The organism is Wolbachia endosymbiont of Mansonella perstans (assembly GCF_020278605.1).
In the GTDB taxonomy this organism is placed as follows: domain Bacteria; phylum Pseudomonadota; class Alphaproteobacteria; order Rickettsiales; family Anaplasmataceae; genus Wolbachia.
In genome coordinates this window covers 1-15874 of record NZ_JACZHU010000014.1, presented here as the reverse complement: position 1 = coordinate 15874, position 15874 = coordinate 1, and the positions used below count along the sequence as shown (strand labels likewise).

Genomic DNA, 15874 nt, shown 5'->3' with positions numbered 1-15874 from the left:
CCAATACTGAAAACTGAAAATAGATACTAACCAGGAGTTTCTTTTGCTTTTTTTTATTTAGTAAAATTTTTAAATATTTATAGCTAGTTGCAATTTATGAACTGGGTAGGAAAGTATTATTCCAGCACGTGATACACGCCTGTACGAACACCGTGATTTGAGTCTGCCAGGAGGACATCGAGTACTCCTTCTCCTATCATCCAAGTAGCTTTTTCCTTTTATTCCAGTGTTTCCTTTTTTTGTCATCCAAGTAGCTGGCACTGGAATCAAGTTTTCTATAAAAACAGTGAATTTTAACATAACTTTTATGCTCACCTACTTGATAAAATTTCTGGACTCCAGTGTCTGGGTGCTGGCATGGTACCCTCCCTGGTAGAGATTAATCTTAAATTACAATGTTAGTATAGTTGCAGGTTAAACTGATGCACTATTGATTTCTTGAGAATTGTCCTTGGCTCAGTAATAATTTCAGCAAACTCAGGAGAAGGTTCTTTTGTTTTTGCAAAAAATGCAGCCTGTACAGCATTTTTAACGAAAAAACATGCATCAAGTGCAAATATCGTTGTCGGTATATAACACCAAGAAGAAGCCATACTAAACAAAGTTGCAGAAGCTACTATCAAGCAACAGCAAGTTAGTATCGTTGACCACGTAGATAGCATCTATCAATACCACCATATTCAGCCATCAACTTTTTAACTTTGTCATTGCTGCCATATGGTAAAACAAGCGTCTTAATGCAATTTATTATCCCACTATTAGCGAAATATGAAGTACGTTCTATTAATCTCATGTGGTGATCCTTTTCATTAGGATTTGCACCATATTTTAGGAGTAGCTCCACAGTTTTTTCCTTGTCATGTCCGTGTTTATGAAATTGCACTGCTGTAAGTAGTGCATTATTGATACTTTCGCTCTCTTTACCAGCACTATGCTTCAAAAGCAGTTCTACAATTTTATAATGCCCCCTAGAAGACGCTTTACTTAATGAAGTATTACCATACTCATCTTGTATATTAAGATCAGCCTTGTATTCCAAAAGCATTTTGACAGTTTCATAATAGCCTTACTAGAAGCCACAATTAATGGAGTGTTACCACTCTTGTTTTTTATATCAGGGCTAGCACCATATTTTAACAGTAACTCCAAAATTCTACTGTCTTCAAGAGTTCCGATAAAATACAATGGCGTTTCGTCATAAAATACTTTTATGTTAAGATTAGCGCCATTTGTTAAAAGTATTCAAGAGACTAAAATCCCCTGAATTTCTAGCATCAGATAAAGCAATCGTCAATGGCAAGTAATTTTCGAGATGCATTTCATTAATGTAATCACCAAATTCTCCACCCTGACTGCTTTTGAATTTGGAAAAAAGCTTTTTAAGAAACGCTATATCTTGATTGAAGAGAGCCTTATATAAGTAAAACTTCAAATCTTCAGGAAATCTAATTTCATCCAAATTTTTTTGATTAAATTTGTAACCTCTTTTGTACCTTTCCCAGTAAAAAATTTATATACGTCATCTAACTCTTTAAATTTTTCCTCATTTTGCTTTTGCATATCCTTACTTGCATCTGAATGTTTATCAGGGTGATATTTTATGGCTAATTTTCTATATGCTTTTCTAATTTCATATTCATCATCAGGATTAGCACCTTTGCTAAAACCTAGTATTTTTAAAGCTTTTTCTCTGTTCATAATAACTACCCCTCATTAATAGCGAATTATATTTGAGTTTGAGCGTAACACAAAATTTAAAAAATCAAACTTTTTATGTTAAAATGCACCTATTGCACAATCCCATCTGATATGGCTAATGTGACGCTAACGAATAGCGATGCTGAAAAAAAGCGAAAGAAGCCCTAGCCATTGTCTATTTTCAGTATTAGCGTTTTTATGTCTTAAATGCTGCGATTTATCTGCTTTTAAACGCAACTAGTCTAGGCTATAATATTTAAGAAATTTGCCAGGCAGAAAAAAAGACAATAAAACCCCAAGTTAGCTAGTTATTCCACCCTCTATTTTAAAATCCGGTGTTGGGTAATGTTCTAAACGACTTATAAGCGCTTTTCAGCTTGTATAGGTAAAAACCCAAAGTTTTAAAAGACATGCAGTGCACATAGTGCGAAAAACTAAACAATAATACGCCAAATACAAGTTTTCCTGTCATTTTAATCTGCACAGACTAAGAGGTTAGACAAGTGGCTTTATTACTATGACAAGGGTGACGGCTAAGGTTGTCAAGTAGTTTTTTTGTTTCTGTTGGATGACATACGCTGCCAAAACCGATTTGTTATGCGAGAGATCTAGTAAAAATCGGCATGACGCCTCTTGATATCTGGTGAGTCTACGAATAATCTGGAATAATTTTGTGTTAACTTAAGGAGTTATTATAGCGTTCGTTCAATCACTTAATAGAGAATTAGATGATTTGCATTTATTAAAACATTAGTTTTACCAATCATGGAATGAAGAAAATTTGAGTCTTGAAGCTCTGCGAATTTACGCTAAGGAATATTATTATCGTGTTGCTGCATTTCCTCGTTATATTAGTGGTATATATTCTTTATGTCCAAATCTGAGAATGCGACAAGTTTTGCTTGGTAATTTAATAGAAGAAGAGCAAGGTGATGAGAACCATCCAGAGTTATGGCAACATTTTGCTGAAGGGCTTGGTGTCTCACGTTCCAATCTTCATAAAGATGCGCAAATTAAAAAGGCACAAGAGTTGGTGGTGGTTACTCTGATATTGTACAATTAGACTTTGCTTCTGGCTTGGGTGCTCTTTATGCTTATGAGCATCAAACCTCTGAGGTTTCTAAGCCTAAAGTTGATGGCCTAAAAAAACACTATTCAATAGATGATGAGCGTTCCCTCCAATTTTTTACCGTTCACATGGATGCTGATGAATTGCATTCTGAGGAGTGCGTAAACCTTATTGCAAATTTAAATGAAGAAGAACAAGGGAAAGTTGTGCAAGGCGCTAAAAAAGGAGCAGAACTTTTATGGGGTTTTCTTGATGGAATGATGAACGCATGTGCACATTGCCGAGGGATTTTTATCAAAAAAGGAGAAAACTTCTTTTGAGCAATTTGGTGAACTTCAGAAACATGTGGATTTTTATAAGCTGGAGAAGTATAAAGATGGAACTAAGTACAAAACTGTTATGTACCCTCCTTATCCAAGATTTACAGCTTTAGGTTCATTTAGGTGTAGGCAGAAGACAAGTTTCATTCCCAATTAGTGAATGTTAATGTTGATTTTACCTTTAAGTTTCCCTCTGTGGATTTATAAATGACCGGCTTGAGGATACTATTTGCTATCTGGAAGCAGCGCAGAGTATACAATCGCTTGCTCAAAGCAAGCAATTCAATTTAATTGAACATTTCACTTGCGATGTATACATAATTATTAGCAAACTTTTGATGTAGAAAAGGCATACTGTTTCTTCTAATTAAGAGTAACTATTCACAAAGTTGCACCACCTGTTCCCAATGTACATGTGGGTGTCCTCTTTACCTATTGCAATGCACTGCAAGAGCAGGAAGATAACTAATGATTTATATTTTTATTGGCTCAAATATAGGAAATCGCCTTTCTAATTCACAAAAGGCTGCTCAGTTATTAAAGGAGCGCTATTTTAAAGATCTAAAATCTTTGATTGTCTGAGAAAATAAAGCTATTTTACCAAATGGTGTTCCAACTGAGTGGGACAAGCCATTTCTTAATATGGTTGTGTATGGAAGTTGTCTTGCTTCCCCTGAAAAGCCATTAAAAGGGCTAAAACAAATCGAATGTGACATTAGCCGCCCACAGATTCATAAAAAGTGGGCACCTCGTATTATCAACTTGGATATTTTATTGTGGGATGATCTGATATTTGTACACACTACCTTAAGATTCCTCACCCAGAATTGTTGAGCAGACCATTTTTTGCTTCACTTAATGGCAATACTAACCCTATGGGTGATATCCAATAACCAACAAAACGTTTGGTACTGTTGCTCACAACACTCCTAGCGTTCAAGGCTGCTTTTTAAAGAGTTTTACGCTTTCACCAAAGCTTGTCGGAATTGTTAACATTTAAGATTATTCCTGATTCATTTTCATGTGGTGGTCTTTATTATGATGTAGACCAAGCAACTAAGCAGGCATCGCAACTGGTATCAGATGGTGCAAGCGTAGTTGATCTTGGTGCTCAATCAACAAGGCCTAGATCTTCGATTCGGATTCCAGAGGAAGAATATGCACGTTTAAAACCAGTACTTGATAATCTTAGTCATTATATGAAAGCTGATGATATTAAAGTTAGTATTGATAGTTTCTGGTCGGATGTTATTTTGAATGTTTTAGGGCACTATAATATTGCTTAGATAAACAATGTTAAAGAGTCTGGATGATAATACCTTAAAAGCAATTGCTAGCAGTGGGTGTAGCATAGTTATTATACATTCACTCTATATTACCACATAAGGACAACATTATTCCAGGCAACACTGACCTCATCAATACCATAAATCACTGGGCAGAGAAAAATATTGATAGATTACTAGCTCTAGGCTTTGACAAAAGCTCGATAATTATTGCTCCTGGTATTGGCTTTGGAAAGCCTCTATATCAGAATATCTAGATTTTGCGCAATATAGAAGCATTGCAAAGTTTCGGCTGCGAGATTCTAGTGGGTTACTCTAGAAAGTCATTCATTTCTTCTTTTTCTTCAGAACTTGCCTTTAACCAAGTTTGGAAACAATTTCTACGTCATATGTATTACACAATTAAGGTCGATTTCCTTCGAACGCATAATGTGCGCGATCACATGAGATTTTTTATAGTCCAAGCTGCTTTACAGGGATGATGGTTATCGGAATTATGGCTATTGATCCAAGCTGGGTAATTGGAATAAATAATGGATTGCCCTGATACTACCCAAATGAGCTGGAGCATTTTCTCCAAGTAAATGACAAACAAGTTACGTTATGGGAGGAAAGACATTTGAAGCAATACCTCAAAACATATTGAAGGATCGTGTTCCTGTTGTTTTTTCTCGTAATAAACTAAGCTCGTGTTTTAATAGAAGCATAAAATGTGCTATTGTTTTTTCCAAGAGTTTTTATCAATTCAAAATAGTTGGAATTACTCCAAAATCTTCATGGTTGGTGGAGCACAAATAGCGCACCTTTTTTAGAGCATAATCTAATCTCAGAATTTATCATAACAGAAATTCATAAACCTTATAAAGGTGATATATATTTCAACTTAACTCCTTGATAGGTAGGATAAAACCATTCTCATCAAAGCAAAAGATTATACTATATGTGCAGGCTGATACGTTAATATGCAAGTTGAAGCAATTTGCACCCACCGCGTTGAATGGTGGTGGAATGTTAGAGAAGATTCTTGATCGCTGTATTTCAAAATTGTTAAGGGAGGAATTTGTGCTTGTTATCACATCAAAAATCATTTCCATTTTCCAAAAGCAAGTAGTTCACAAAACTGCCTCTTCTAAAGAAGAGCTGATTAAAAAAGAGGCTGATGCGATTGTTGATACAGATTGCAATCTTTGCTATATCTATTTGACAATTAAAACCTTAATTCCATCTACCGGTATTGATGAATCAGATAGTGATGAGGTGTATATTTTATATCCAAAAGATGTTTATAAAACAGCTGTATCAGTATGGGACTACCTAAGGACAAAACATTGCATAAAGCATCTTGGTACTTTGATTAAAGATAGCAATATAATACCTATACGCCTTGGGGTTTACAGGGATCGCTCTTGTTTGGTGTGGGTTTGAGCCGCTTTATTCCTATGTAAGCAAGCCAGATCTTTATAGTAAGCCACTCCAGGTAACACAAATCAATCTTCTTGATGTGCTGGCAGCATCTGCTGTTTTAGTCATGGAAGAAGGAGAAGAACGAACGCCAATGGCAATCATTAGAAATGCACCAAAGGTCTGCTTTCTTACTCGTTCACCAACTATAGAAGAAAGGAGAAGTGTTGAGATGTCGGTGGAAGAGGACCTTTATTCTCCTCTGCTCATGAAAACCAGGTGGTTGAAGAATGAGGGGTAGATAAAAAAATGTGCAAGACTGGGACATACAGCCTGACTTCTTCTTTTATATCATACGTTAGATCTCTTGCATAACAAACCCAGCTTTGCATATACAAAAAAACTATTTGACAAATTCCTCTAACCCCCTTACCATAGTACTAAAGCTATTGTTTATCTTCAATCTATGCAGATTAAATGATAAAAAAACTCAATGTGCTTGCTTCTTATATTTAATTTTTTTGCACTGCGCGTGCTTAATGTCTTTATAAAACTTTCAGGGTTTTTACCTATATATAACCTAAAATACGCTTGTTAAAGCGTTTAAGGCAATAAAAAGCTCCAATTTAAAGATAGGTAGTAAATAACTAGCTAACATAGTTCCTTTGCCTTTTTCTGCTTAGTAAATTTCTCGACGTTTAAATTTAGGTCAGTTGCAGTTTAAAAGCAGCTAGATTAGACGTTTAGAATAAAAAAACTCCAATTTATAAAGTTAATATAAATAACTAGCCACCAACTAGGCTCCTTTTGCTTTTTTTTACTTGGTGGATTTCTTAAATATTTATTACTAAAGTAGTATCCTAGATCCCAGTGTCAGCTACTTGGATGACACCTTTTTTTGTGAACTCACTTTTACTCTATGATTAACCTTTTAGAGTATCTTGTCTATCTCGTTTTACCATTCCGCTGAACGGATACGAAAGCGGCGAATGAAATCGGCTTAGGTGCAGGAGCACCTTTTTCACGGATGAATTTCCTGTGATTTCAAACATTCAGGGGCAAGGACATTCTTAATTGCAGTACCTAACTCATATGACGATCTTTTTGCTTTTTTTAACTCATCTTTTCACAAAATCCTCCAATACCGTAACCTGCTAATACACCGACTGCTACAGCTGCAACAAATACTGCAATAACAGCAACAACAGAAGTTAAGGCAGCAGCACCTATAAGATATGCTATGCCTAAGCCTAACAATAAACCAGTGCAAGCAGTTATAATAGGCAACTTATTTCCTTTGGTCTCTTTATTTGATAGGAATTTCACTAAATCCGTCTTGCCACTGTTTTTGGCCAGATCTAAAGCAGCTAAGCCGCAATTATCTTTTTTACAAACATCAGTACCTTTCTCTGCAGAGTATTTAACTGTACCTAAGTGGCCATTTTAAAGCAGCCAAATGTAAAGCAGTGCGGCCGTCATTACTTGCTTGATTAATATCAACATTTTTTTCGTCTACAAAGTATTTAGCTATGCCTAAGCAGCCACTTAAAGCAGCTAAACATAACAATGTACACTTAAAACGAAGCCGACCGTCTATAAACAGCACGTCGAATAGGTAGGTTTCACTAAAGTTTTCCTGCTTCCACTGTTCGTATGTATTTTTATCTTGTTTTAGTAATTCTACCTTTATTTGTTCAAGTATATCACTTGAGTTGTTGGACTCTACCATATTTAGTATCTGATCTCACTATTCCAATGTTAAACCCATACTTACCTCTTACTAAATTAAAAAATGATAATATGATTTGATTATTGTACACTTTTGTAAAGAAGTTAAGACTTGTGTATTTCTTTATATTTTATATAAACTTATCATTATTTGCCTTAACTTGCTACAGTTGAGTCAATAATACACGTAAAAAAAATAATTCAATAGAAACATACTGCAAATCAGCGCCATAAAAATTTTAAATATTGACTTTTACCAAAATCACAAAAAGTACCTATATTTGTGAGAACAAGCTGAGTAAAAATAAGATTGTGAAAATAGGGGCTTGAAGTTGTTGCAACAAAACTAGGCAAACTAGTTCGTACATAAATTTAGTGAAAGTAAGCTAATATGCTAGCTTTAGCGTATAATATAATCACCATATTAAAAAGTTCTCAAGGAACAAGCGGTATAGAAACAACGTCTACGAGTAAAATTTCATATTACTACTTTTATGTGTTATAATAAACTTAAATTTATAAGAAAAACAAAGTTGGAAAAGTTAGAGGAATTAAGAGAAAACTGGGTAACAAGAACAGGAAGATTTGTATCTTCACTGTTTTTTTTGCTGCTGATTGCGCTATCAATACGTAGTTTTTTATTCGAGCCGTTTCATATTCCTTCTGGTTCGATGAAAAGCACTCTGCTTGAAGGAGATTATATTTTTACCAGTAAATATTCATATGGTTACGGTAAGCACTCCTTTCCATTCTCTCCTAATATTTTTAGCGGCAGGATCTTTTATACCCCTCCAGAGCGTGGTGACATAATAGTTTTTAAACCTACAAAAAACGATGGCATCAGGTTTGTTAAACGAGTAATAGGAATACCAGGCGATAAAGTGCAAATGATAGAGGGAGAATTATACCTAAATGATCAGAAGGTAAAGCGAAGGCAAGTTGAAAGCTTTTTTGATTATGAATCAAGTCGCAGTATACCAAGGTATATAGAAACACTTCCAGATGGAAGAGAATATGAGATTTTGATAGATAATGTTTCAAATAAGCTATCGTATAATACTCCAGTTTACTATGTACCTAACGATCAATTTTTTGTTATGGGAGACAACAGAAATAATTCTTTTGACAGTAGATTTCCTGAAATTGGTTTTGTACCAATGGAAAACATAATTGGGCGTGTGAGCATAGTTGGTTTATCGTTTAAATTGGGGAAGATTGATTGGTTACCATTTAATTTCAGAGTACCTGTTGCACTGAGATTTGACAGGATATTGCACAAGGCTGTGTAAACTCTACCTATTTGTCAATTCACACAACTCTAAGGAAGAGTTTTCCAATTTGGTGATAGCATTATTGATTTCACTCAAATCATTTCCTTGTAAGGCTTTTTTTGCGTTTTGCAGTAGACTTTTTAACCTTTGATCAGAGGAAAGACTATTATTACCTTCAATCAGACGTATGAGTTTGTTGCCATCAATTTTAGCTTCTGCAAGGGAACGAGCCTTCATATCTTCATCAAAGTTGTTTATTGACTGGTTAACTATATCTTGAACATCGGCTTCACTTAAACCAAAACTTGAATTTACTTCAACTATCTTCTCGATTCCAGTGTTTTTTTCTCGTGCAGTAACAGTCAATATCCCGTCAACATTAACTGTGAACTCTATCTCAACTCTTGCAGAGCCTGAAGACAATGGTGGTATACCCTTAAGCTCAAATTGTGCTAGAGATTTGTTATCTTCTATCATTTCACGTTCTCCCTGACAAACGTGAATTTTCATTGCCGTTTGCCCATCGAAGTAAGTTGTAAACTCTTTTGTTTCTGAAACTGGCAATGGCGTATTTCTTGGTATGATTTTTTCAACTATTCCTCCCATAGTTTCTATGCCAAGTGATAAAGGCAAAACGTCCAAAAGAATGTTCCTACCTTTTGAGTTTGAAGTTAAATAATGAGCCTGCAAAGCTGCTCCAATAACAACCGCTTTATCCGGATCTACATCATTCAGTACCTTATTTCCAAAGAGCTTGACTAGTGAGTTTTGAACTAATGGCACTCTAGTTGCACCACCAACTAAAATTACTCCTTTTATGTCATCAATTTTAAGATCTATATCGTCTATAGTACGAGTGACTATGTTGATAGTCTTGTTAACCAAGGGACTGATTGCTTGCTCGAATTCTTCTTTGGTAATTTTGCACTCAAACAACTCGCCATTGACGTTGAATTCAAAAGTGCCAAAAGCATTGCTGCTAAGGTATTCTTTCACAGTACGTATATCAGCGTTATGTGTTGAAATGACAGCAGAGCATTCTTCGCTTAAACCTGCCTTTTCTCTATATTTATCAAGTACAATTGAACTTAGTAGGTGATCAAAATCATCACCGCCAAGTTTGGTATCACCACCAACTGCAAGGACTTGAAACACTCCTTGGTGTAATTTCGATATCGAAATATCAAATGTCCCGCCGCCAAGATCATAAACTGCGTATATTCCACTACTGTTGTTCTTTTCAATCGAATAAGAAAGCGCTGCAGCAGTTGGCTCATTAATGAGGCGAAGAACTTCTATACCAGCTAATTTCGCTGCATATTTGGTTGCATTACGTGCTGAGTCGTCAAAGTAAGCTGGTACAGTAATCACTGCTTTTTTTACTTCTATTCCCATAGACTTTTTTACCCTCTCACATAGAGCTTTCAATATCTCAGCAGATATTTCAACAGGAGTAAGATATCTATCCTCTGCACATTTTACCCTAATAACTTTTTCACTTTCGTTGTCTATTTCAAAATTAACGCCTTCTTTGTGCAAGTCTTTGACACTTTTACCCATTAGGCGTTTTATAGAGCAGACAGCGTTTTGGTCAGCATCATAGCCAGTTTTCAATATGTTATTTTCATATGAAAGAGCAGAAGGCAGCAGCTCACGCCCTTGTTCATCTTTAAATACTTCCACGTCACCAGCTTTATTCACTATAGCAATTAAAGAATTGGTAGTACCAAGGTCTATACCAAACACTGTTTCATTTAATTTTGGTTCAGAAATTTGAATTGGCTGCATTTTTCTTCATCTCCTCAAGTGACTTATATAAATATTTCAATCTCAAAACTTGCGTAGTGGCTTTATCAAAATTCCTTACAGCGAAAGCTTTAATTAGCCTTTTAGTGCAATCTTTTACCTTTTCATCAATCATTCTATTTGCAAATTGTAGATTATCACAGTCTAGCAAATACTCTCTTATTTTCATTGATTCATTTAATATCTCGGAATTTAGATAGCCCTTTTGGCTTTTCACACCAAAAAGATCCAGCAAATGCTCGGCACGTTTTAGTGGGGACTTGAGCACTTGATAAGCTTTGTTGATATTTTCCATATTTTTGGACTGCCCTTCATTTATGTCAGTTCTGCTCAGCTCAATATATTTTTTCTCTAGCTCATCAAAGCTGATGTTGAAAGCTAGTTCGATTCCAAACAATGTAAAATAGTTGCTAGACATGAAAACTCTCTCCACAACCACATTTTCCTTTCTCATTAGGGTTTTTAAAAACAAAGCCCGATGAGAGTTTTTCCTCTACATAATCCATTTCAGAGCCAAGGATGAACATGACAGATTTTGGATCGATTAATACCTTGACTTTTTTGCCATCACTGCAGCTTTCTTCAATCACTGACTCTAAAGGACGGATATCATATGCGTATTCAATATCATATTTTAAACCAGAGCATCCCTTTTGTTTAATTAGAACTCTTATTCCTATTGCTTCTTCTGATTTCTCAAGGTTATTATGCTGTTTTTTATCCAATAAATACCTTATCCTTTCCACTGCATTTGCAGTTATGGTGATAAGTTTTTTATCTTTCTTTGCAGCATTTACTCCTTGGTATTTACTCATAGCTGTTTTTGTTTATTTTGGTAATCATGAATAGCAGCTTTTATAGCGTCTTCGGCAAGCACCGAGCAGTGTATTTTTACTGGAGGCAAAGACAACTCTTCCACTATTTGCGTATTTTTTATCTTTGTTACATCTTCAATAGTTTTTCCTTTGATCATTTCTGTAAGCAAGGAGCTCGAAGCGATAGCAGAACCACAACCAAATGTTTTAAATTTTGCATCCTCGATAACACCTTTGTCATTGACCTTTATTTGCAATTTCATAACGTCACCACATGATGGTGCACCCACCAGGCCAGTACCAACATTTGGATCATTTTTATCTAGAGAACCAGCATTCCTTGGATTTTCGTAATGATCTAAAATTTTCTCATTATAACTCATAGAATTACTCATAAACCACTACTTACATTATAAACATATTTAGGTTAAAACTAAAGTGAAATGTACTAGCAAACCGTGCATTTTATGAGTAAAATATACCGTTTTTGAGTGCATTTTACTTTACAAATTCACGTAGTACATGTCATTCTTTACATTGCAACTTTAAAAGGAGTGTTTGCTTGAGTTTGTTTAGTAACCTTTATAAAGGCCTGTTAAAAACTTCTTCACACTTTAGCGATGGAGTAAAGAGTATTTTTTCTGGCAAAAAAAAATTAGATCAGTCGCTTTTGGATGAGCTGGAAGAGTTACTAATTAGTATGGATATCGGTCATAAAACTTCTAAGTTGATTATTGACAGGCTCACAAGCATCAAATTTGACAAGGAAGTTGAACACAACATTATCATGCAGCAACTAATAAGCGAAATAGAATCGATATTGGACCCTGCTGTGCAATCACTAGTTTTAAACAAAAAACCACATATAATAATGGTATGCGGAGTGAATGGTAATGGTAAAACCACAACTATAGGTAAGCTTGCGTATAAATATAAGGAAATAGGAAAGTCCATTATGCTTGTTGCGTGTGACACATTCAGAGCTGCTGCTAGTGAACAGTTAAATATCTGGGCAGGACGTTCTGATTGTTCCATTGTCACTGGAGAGTACGGTAGCGACTCTGCAAGTGTGGCATATAGAGCTGTAAGTCAAGCTATAAAAGATAACATTGATGTTGTTCTGATTGATACAGCAGGCAGACTTCAAAATAATATGAACCTTATGGAGGAGTTATCAAAAATATATAGAACAATAAAGAAATTGGATGATACTGCTCCTCATGATGTTATTTTAGTTCTCGATGCAACCACCGGCCAAAATGCTTATAGCCAACTAGAGGCATTTAGCAAAATGGTGAATGTTACTGGGCTAATCGTAACTAAGCTAGATGGCACTGCTAAGGGCGGAGTAGTGATTGGACTTGCGGAAGCTTATAAGGTAAAGCTGCATGCTATAGGAATTGGCGAGGGTATAGAGGATCTTAGGGAGTTTACTAGTAAAGAATTTGCTGAAGCGCTGTTTAACTGTGATTGAAGATATCTCTTAGCTCCTTTATGTGACCAAGCTTAATTATCTCAATATCATGAGAAGAACAGTTACCATTTTAGCATAATTGCTTTTTTAAACCCCAGTTTTTGTGCTTCTTTAAGTCTTAGGTCAGTATGTGAGATGTTTCTAATCTCCCATAAAAGTGCAACTTCGCCACAAATTATTTAAAGAAGTTGCAGCGGTAATTTTACTGTGCTTGAAAAAGGGAAGCAGCAACAGCAAGATCAGCCGATGGCTCTTGTATTTTCAGTCCTCCCGCGATGTTCAGGTACACTTCTTTTTTGTGTAAAGACATCTTACAACGAGCATTTAATACTGCAATGATCGATTAATATCCCATCCAACCACTGCTCTTCTTGGATTTTCCATGCTCGTTCCCGCCATCAATGCTTGAACTCCCATCAAAATTGGTTTTGAACTTCAATTCCTGCGAATACAGCACTGCCAACAACTCTTTTATAATCAATATTTCCTGCTAGAAATAATGATGATGGATTATCGATAGCACGAGTCCTGCTTCAGACATTTCGAAAATACCAATTTTATTTGCAGGGCCGAATCTGTTTTTAATAGCACGCAAAATGCGGTATTGATTACTATTTTCACCTTCAAAATATAGCACTGTGTCCACCATATGTTCCAAAGTTTTAGGTCCAGCTATTTGTCCATTCTTAGTTATATGATCAACTACTAAAGAGAGGGGAAACACCGTGTTGTTTTGCAAGAATGGTTAATTCATAGGCACAAGTGCGAACCTGATTCACAGTCCCTGATGCTAATGTAATTTCGCTATCATACATCGTTTGTATGGAGTCAATAATTAAGAATTTTATATTTCTATTTTCTCTTATCGTTGTAACTACATCAGCTAAAGACACTGTAGATAAAAGCTTAATTTTAGACTTATTTATCTTAAGGCGTTTTGCTCCGAGGCTCACTTGTTTCAAAGATTCCTCTCCGGATACATTAAAGACACTCGAGAGAGGAAAGTTGTGCAACGCTAGCTGCAATTCTGAGTGAAAGAGTAGATTTTCCAATTCCAGGTTCGCCACCAATTAAAATGCTTGCACCTTTAACAAACCACCATCAAAAACTCTATCTAACTCTTCTATTCCCGTCAAAAGGCGATTCGGGGTAACAAATTCATCATCCGATAATGCCTTTATTAAAATTGGTACAGGTGTACTTTTCGCTTCTGTTCTTACAACTATTTCTTCAACAACTGTATCCCAATTATCACACGCAATGCACCTTCCTACCCACCTGCCAGTGCTGTGACCGCAGGATTGACATATATATACAGTTTTCATAAAAGCTAAAGTTGTTTTTCGCAATTGTAATAAAGATTAGTTAAATATGCGATAAACATCAAGCCCTGGATGTATAGTTCCAGAGTGCGATAACGCAACATAGAGGGATTATCATTGAGGTAGGAGTTAAATTTCTTACATAACCTGCTTTCTGATTTTGCGCCAAATTTACTTACACTTCTAAAATATTCTAAGTACTCTGCAGTGCTCATCTACGCTTCTCCTAAAAATTCCTTACCATAAATTGGTTGTGTAAGGGATTCATTATAGCGCGATTGCGGGTACTTTGCGCATGCATGGACTTTAATATAATCTAGTGAGCAGTTAATTGAAATTGCTGATTTATTCAAGAGACTTTAATAATATTCAGTCCACTTACTTTTCTATCTTCCATATCGCGATGAGCCTTTATTATTTCATTGAATTTATACTTTTTGTTAATCCTCACAGTTAAAAGTTTTTTCCTTATCATCTCAAAGATTTCCATTGCAGTAAGCACTAATGTGAATCTGTCGTACTTATAATGATATATCGAGGTTCCTGTGGCAAATAGCGAACGTGAGCTAAGTAAAGAAAAGCTAACCGGAGCGCTGCCTGATATCTGACCATAGGAAACATATATGCCGAACTTGCCTAAAGATTCAAAAGAAAGCTTGCTTGTAGCATAGCCTATCGGGTCATATACTGCATCTACTCCTTTATTTTGTGTAATCTCCATAATTTTAGAAACAAAATCTTTATCATTGTAATTTACTGCGTATATGCAGCCATTCTGTAAAGCTATCTTCATTTTTTCATCAGAACTTACAGAACCTATAACTACACCTTTTTTATCCTTTACCCATTGGCATATTATCTGTCCTAAACCACCACTGGCTCCATGCACGAGCACAATAGCGCCAGGTTTTATTTTGTAAGACTGGTTAACCAGATAGTGAGCTGCCATGCCTTTAAATAGCACTGCTGCTACAATTTCATCCGGTATTTCGTCTGGAATTTTTATTAGATATTTTTGGTGTATGGTACGTTTTTCGCAATATGCTCCGGGTGGTGCTGTGCAATATCCAACTCTATCTCCAATTTCTAAGCCACCGCTTACTTTTTTGCCAAGCTTTTCAATAATTCCAACTGCTTCTACTCCAATCACTGATGGTAGGTTTTTAATTTTGCGAATGCCTTTTCTATGCTCTAAGTCATAACGATTTAAACCGATAGCTGTGTGACTTACCAAAGCTTCCCCGCTTCTTGGCTCACTTGTACTTTTATCTACAAATTCTAATACTTCCGGTTCTCCAGTTCTTTTTATTTGTACGGCTTTAACCATGATAGACATAATAAAAACTTTGCCTATATTACCTGATAATCAGTATCTTGTAAAATTATTTAGAAATTCGTAAGACATGTGTTGATAAAAGAGTCGGGGCGGAGAGATTTGAACTCCCGGCCCTTTGGTCCCAAACCAAATGCGCTACCAGACTGCGCCACGCCCCGATTTCTTTATTTAAAATAGCAATAACTAAGGTGAAATGCAAGGTTCATTTATTTACCAAAAAGCATTTGTTTTTGTCCATTATAATACCTTTGCGGTAGCTGGCTGACATTTAGATTTTTTAGCCATAGAAATGGAAAAACTACTTGACAACCTTAGCCGTCACCATTGTCATAGTAATGAAGCTATTTA

Annotated in this window: 18 protein-coding genes, 1 tRNA gene and 3 pseudogenes; 8 read left to right on the top strand and 14 right to left on the bottom strand. The window is 35.7% G+C overall.

Annotated elements, in window-relative coordinates:
* Positions 1–398: 398 nt before the first annotated feature.
* From IHO13_RS01485 to IHO13_RS01475, 4 genes are all read right to left on the bottom strand, one after another.
* Entirely contained in the window at positions 399–623 is a 225-nt protein-coding gene (locus IHO13_RS01485) for a hypothetical protein (RefSeq protein WP_225537946.1), read from the bottom strand.
* Between the two features lie 11 nt (positions 624–634).
* Complete coding sequence (locus IHO13_RS01480) at positions 635–1039, bottom strand: ankyrin repeat domain-containing protein (protein ID WP_255586058.1); 405 nt, start codon at positions 1037–1039, stop codon at positions 635–637.
* On the bottom strand, positions 985–1185 hold the full coding sequence (locus IHO13_RS05855; RefSeq protein ID WP_368666868.1) for a hypothetical protein: 201 nt from the start codon (positions 1183–1185) through the stop codon (positions 985–987). The genes IHO13_RS01480 and IHO13_RS05855 overlap by 55 nt, the downstream gene beginning before the upstream one ends.
* A gap of 243 nt (positions 1186–1428) precedes the next feature.
* Positions 1429–1698 (bottom strand): DnaJ domain-containing protein, encoded by a 270-nt coding sequence (locus IHO13_RS01475; protein ID WP_225537944.1) that lies wholly within the window; start codon positions 1696–1698, stop codon positions 1429–1431.
* Between the two features lie 694 nt (positions 1699–2392).
* Here IHO13_RS01475 and IHO13_RS05850 point away from each other — a divergent pair.
* From IHO13_RS05850 to IHO13_RS01445, 6 genes and pseudogenes are all read left to right on the top strand, one after another.
* Positions 2393–3087, top strand: a pseudogene (locus IHO13_RS05850) (CADD family putative folate metabolism protein).
* A gap of 642 nt (positions 3088–3729) precedes the next feature.
* Positions 3730–3921: a 2-amino-4-hydroxy-6-hydroxymethyldihydropteridine diphosphokinase gene (locus tag IHO13_RS01465; protein WP_255586055.1), complete on the top strand. Its 192-nt coding sequence runs from the start codon at positions 3730–3732 to the stop codon at positions 3919–3921.
* Between the two features lie 152 nt (positions 3922–4073).
* The gene (locus tag IHO13_RS01460) at positions 4074–4373 is read left to right on the top strand and encodes a dihydropteroate synthase (protein WP_225537943.1); all 300 of its coding nucleotides are present in this window, start codon (positions 4074–4076) and stop codon (positions 4371–4373) included.
* A gap of 478 nt (positions 4374–4851) precedes the next feature.
* Positions 4852–5275: pseudogene (locus IHO13_RS01455) on the top strand (dihydrofolate reductase).
* A gap of 91 nt (positions 5276–5366) precedes the next feature.
* The gene (locus tag IHO13_RS01450) at positions 5367–5798 is read left to right on the top strand and encodes a hypothetical protein (RefSeq protein WP_225537942.1); all 432 of its coding nucleotides are present in this window, start codon (positions 5367–5369) and stop codon (positions 5796–5798) included.
* The gene (locus IHO13_RS01445) at positions 5758–6075 is read left to right on the top strand and encodes a coenzyme F420-0:L-glutamate ligase (protein WP_225537941.1); all 318 of its coding nucleotides are present in this window, start codon (positions 5758–5760) and stop codon (positions 6073–6075) included. Before IHO13_RS01450 ends, IHO13_RS01445 begins: the two co-directional genes overlap by 41 nt.
* A gap of 812 nt (positions 6076–6887) precedes the next feature.
* Here the strand turns inward: IHO13_RS01445 and IHO13_RS01440 are convergent.
* The gene (locus IHO13_RS01440; RefSeq protein ID WP_225537940.1) at positions 6888–7100 is read right to left on the bottom strand and encodes a hypothetical protein; all 213 of its coding nucleotides are present in this window, start codon (positions 7098–7100) and stop codon (positions 6888–6890) included.
* Positions 7101–7194: 94 nt separating this feature from the next.
* Positions 7195–7503 carry an ankyrin repeat domain-containing protein gene (locus IHO13_RS01435; protein ID WP_225537939.1) on the bottom strand — a complete coding sequence of 103 codons (309 nt, stop codon included), beginning with the start codon at positions 7501–7503 and terminating at the stop codon, positions 7195–7197.
* Positions 7504–7996: 493 nt separating this feature from the next.
* Between IHO13_RS01435 and lepB the strand changes: the two genes are divergently transcribed.
* Positions 7997–8791 (top strand): signal peptidase I, encoded by a 795-nt coding sequence (gene lepB, locus IHO13_RS01430; RefSeq protein WP_225537938.1) that lies wholly within the window; start codon positions 7997–7999, stop codon positions 8789–8791.
* A 3-nt stretch (positions 8792–8794) separates the two neighbouring features.
* On the opposite strand, the gene hscA is transcribed toward lepB, so the two are convergent.
* Genes hscA through iscU form a run of 4 tightly spaced genes read right to left on the bottom strand, consistent with a single transcriptional unit; the run spans position 8795 to position 11777 of the window.
* The gene (hscA, locus tag IHO13_RS01425; protein WP_225537937.1) at positions 8795–10561 is read right to left on the bottom strand and encodes a Fe-S protein assembly chaperone HscA; all 1767 of its coding nucleotides are present in this window, start codon (positions 10559–10561) and stop codon (positions 8795–8797) included.
* Positions 10539–10997, bottom strand: coding sequence for an iron-sulfur cluster co-chaperone HscB C-terminal domain-containing protein (locus IHO13_RS01420; RefSeq protein WP_225537936.1), 459 nt, complete (start codon positions 10995–10997; stop codon positions 10539–10541). Before IHO13_RS01420 ends, hscA begins: the two co-directional genes overlap by 23 nt.
* Positions 10990–11394, bottom strand: a complete 405-nt coding sequence (locus IHO13_RS01415; RefSeq protein ID WP_225536254.1) for a HesB/IscA family protein — start codon at positions 11392–11394, stop codon at positions 10990–10992. The genes IHO13_RS01420 and IHO13_RS01415 overlap by 8 nt, the downstream gene beginning before the upstream one ends.
* Complete coding sequence (iscU, locus tag IHO13_RS01410; RefSeq protein WP_225537947.1) at positions 11391–11777, bottom strand: Fe-S cluster assembly scaffold IscU; 387 nt, start codon at positions 11775–11777, stop codon at positions 11391–11393. The genes IHO13_RS01415 and iscU overlap by 4 nt, the downstream gene beginning before the upstream one ends.
* Before the next feature lie 179 nt (positions 11778–11956).
* On the opposite strand from iscU, the gene ftsY reads away from it, so the two are divergent.
* Positions 11957–12868, top strand: coding sequence for a signal recognition particle-docking protein FtsY (ftsY, locus tag IHO13_RS01405; protein WP_225537935.1), 912 nt, complete (start codon positions 11957–11959; stop codon positions 12866–12868).
* Here ftsY and radA read toward each other — a convergent pair.
* The 4 genes and pseudogenes from radA to IHO13_RS01385 all read right to left on the bottom strand — a co-directional run bounded on the left by radA (position 12855) and on the right by IHO13_RS01385 (position 15684).
* A pseudogene (radA, locus tag IHO13_RS01400) lies at positions 12855–14193 on the bottom strand (DNA repair protein RadA). The gene ftsY and the pseudogene radA overlap by 14 nt on opposite strands.
* A gap of 5 nt (positions 14194–14198) precedes the next feature.
* Complete coding sequence (locus tag IHO13_RS01395) at positions 14199–14405, bottom strand: hypothetical protein (protein ID WP_225537934.1); 207 nt, start codon at positions 14403–14405, stop codon at positions 14199–14201.
* A 134-nt stretch (positions 14406–14539) separates the two neighbouring features.
* Entirely contained in the window at positions 14540–15517 is a 978-nt protein-coding gene (locus IHO13_RS01390; RefSeq protein WP_225537933.1) for a quinone oxidoreductase family protein, read from the bottom strand.
* Positions 15518–15610: 93 nt separating this feature from the next.
* A tRNA-Pro gene (locus tag IHO13_RS01385) sits at positions 15611–15684 on the bottom strand.
* Positions 15685–15874 lie beyond the last annotated feature (190 nt).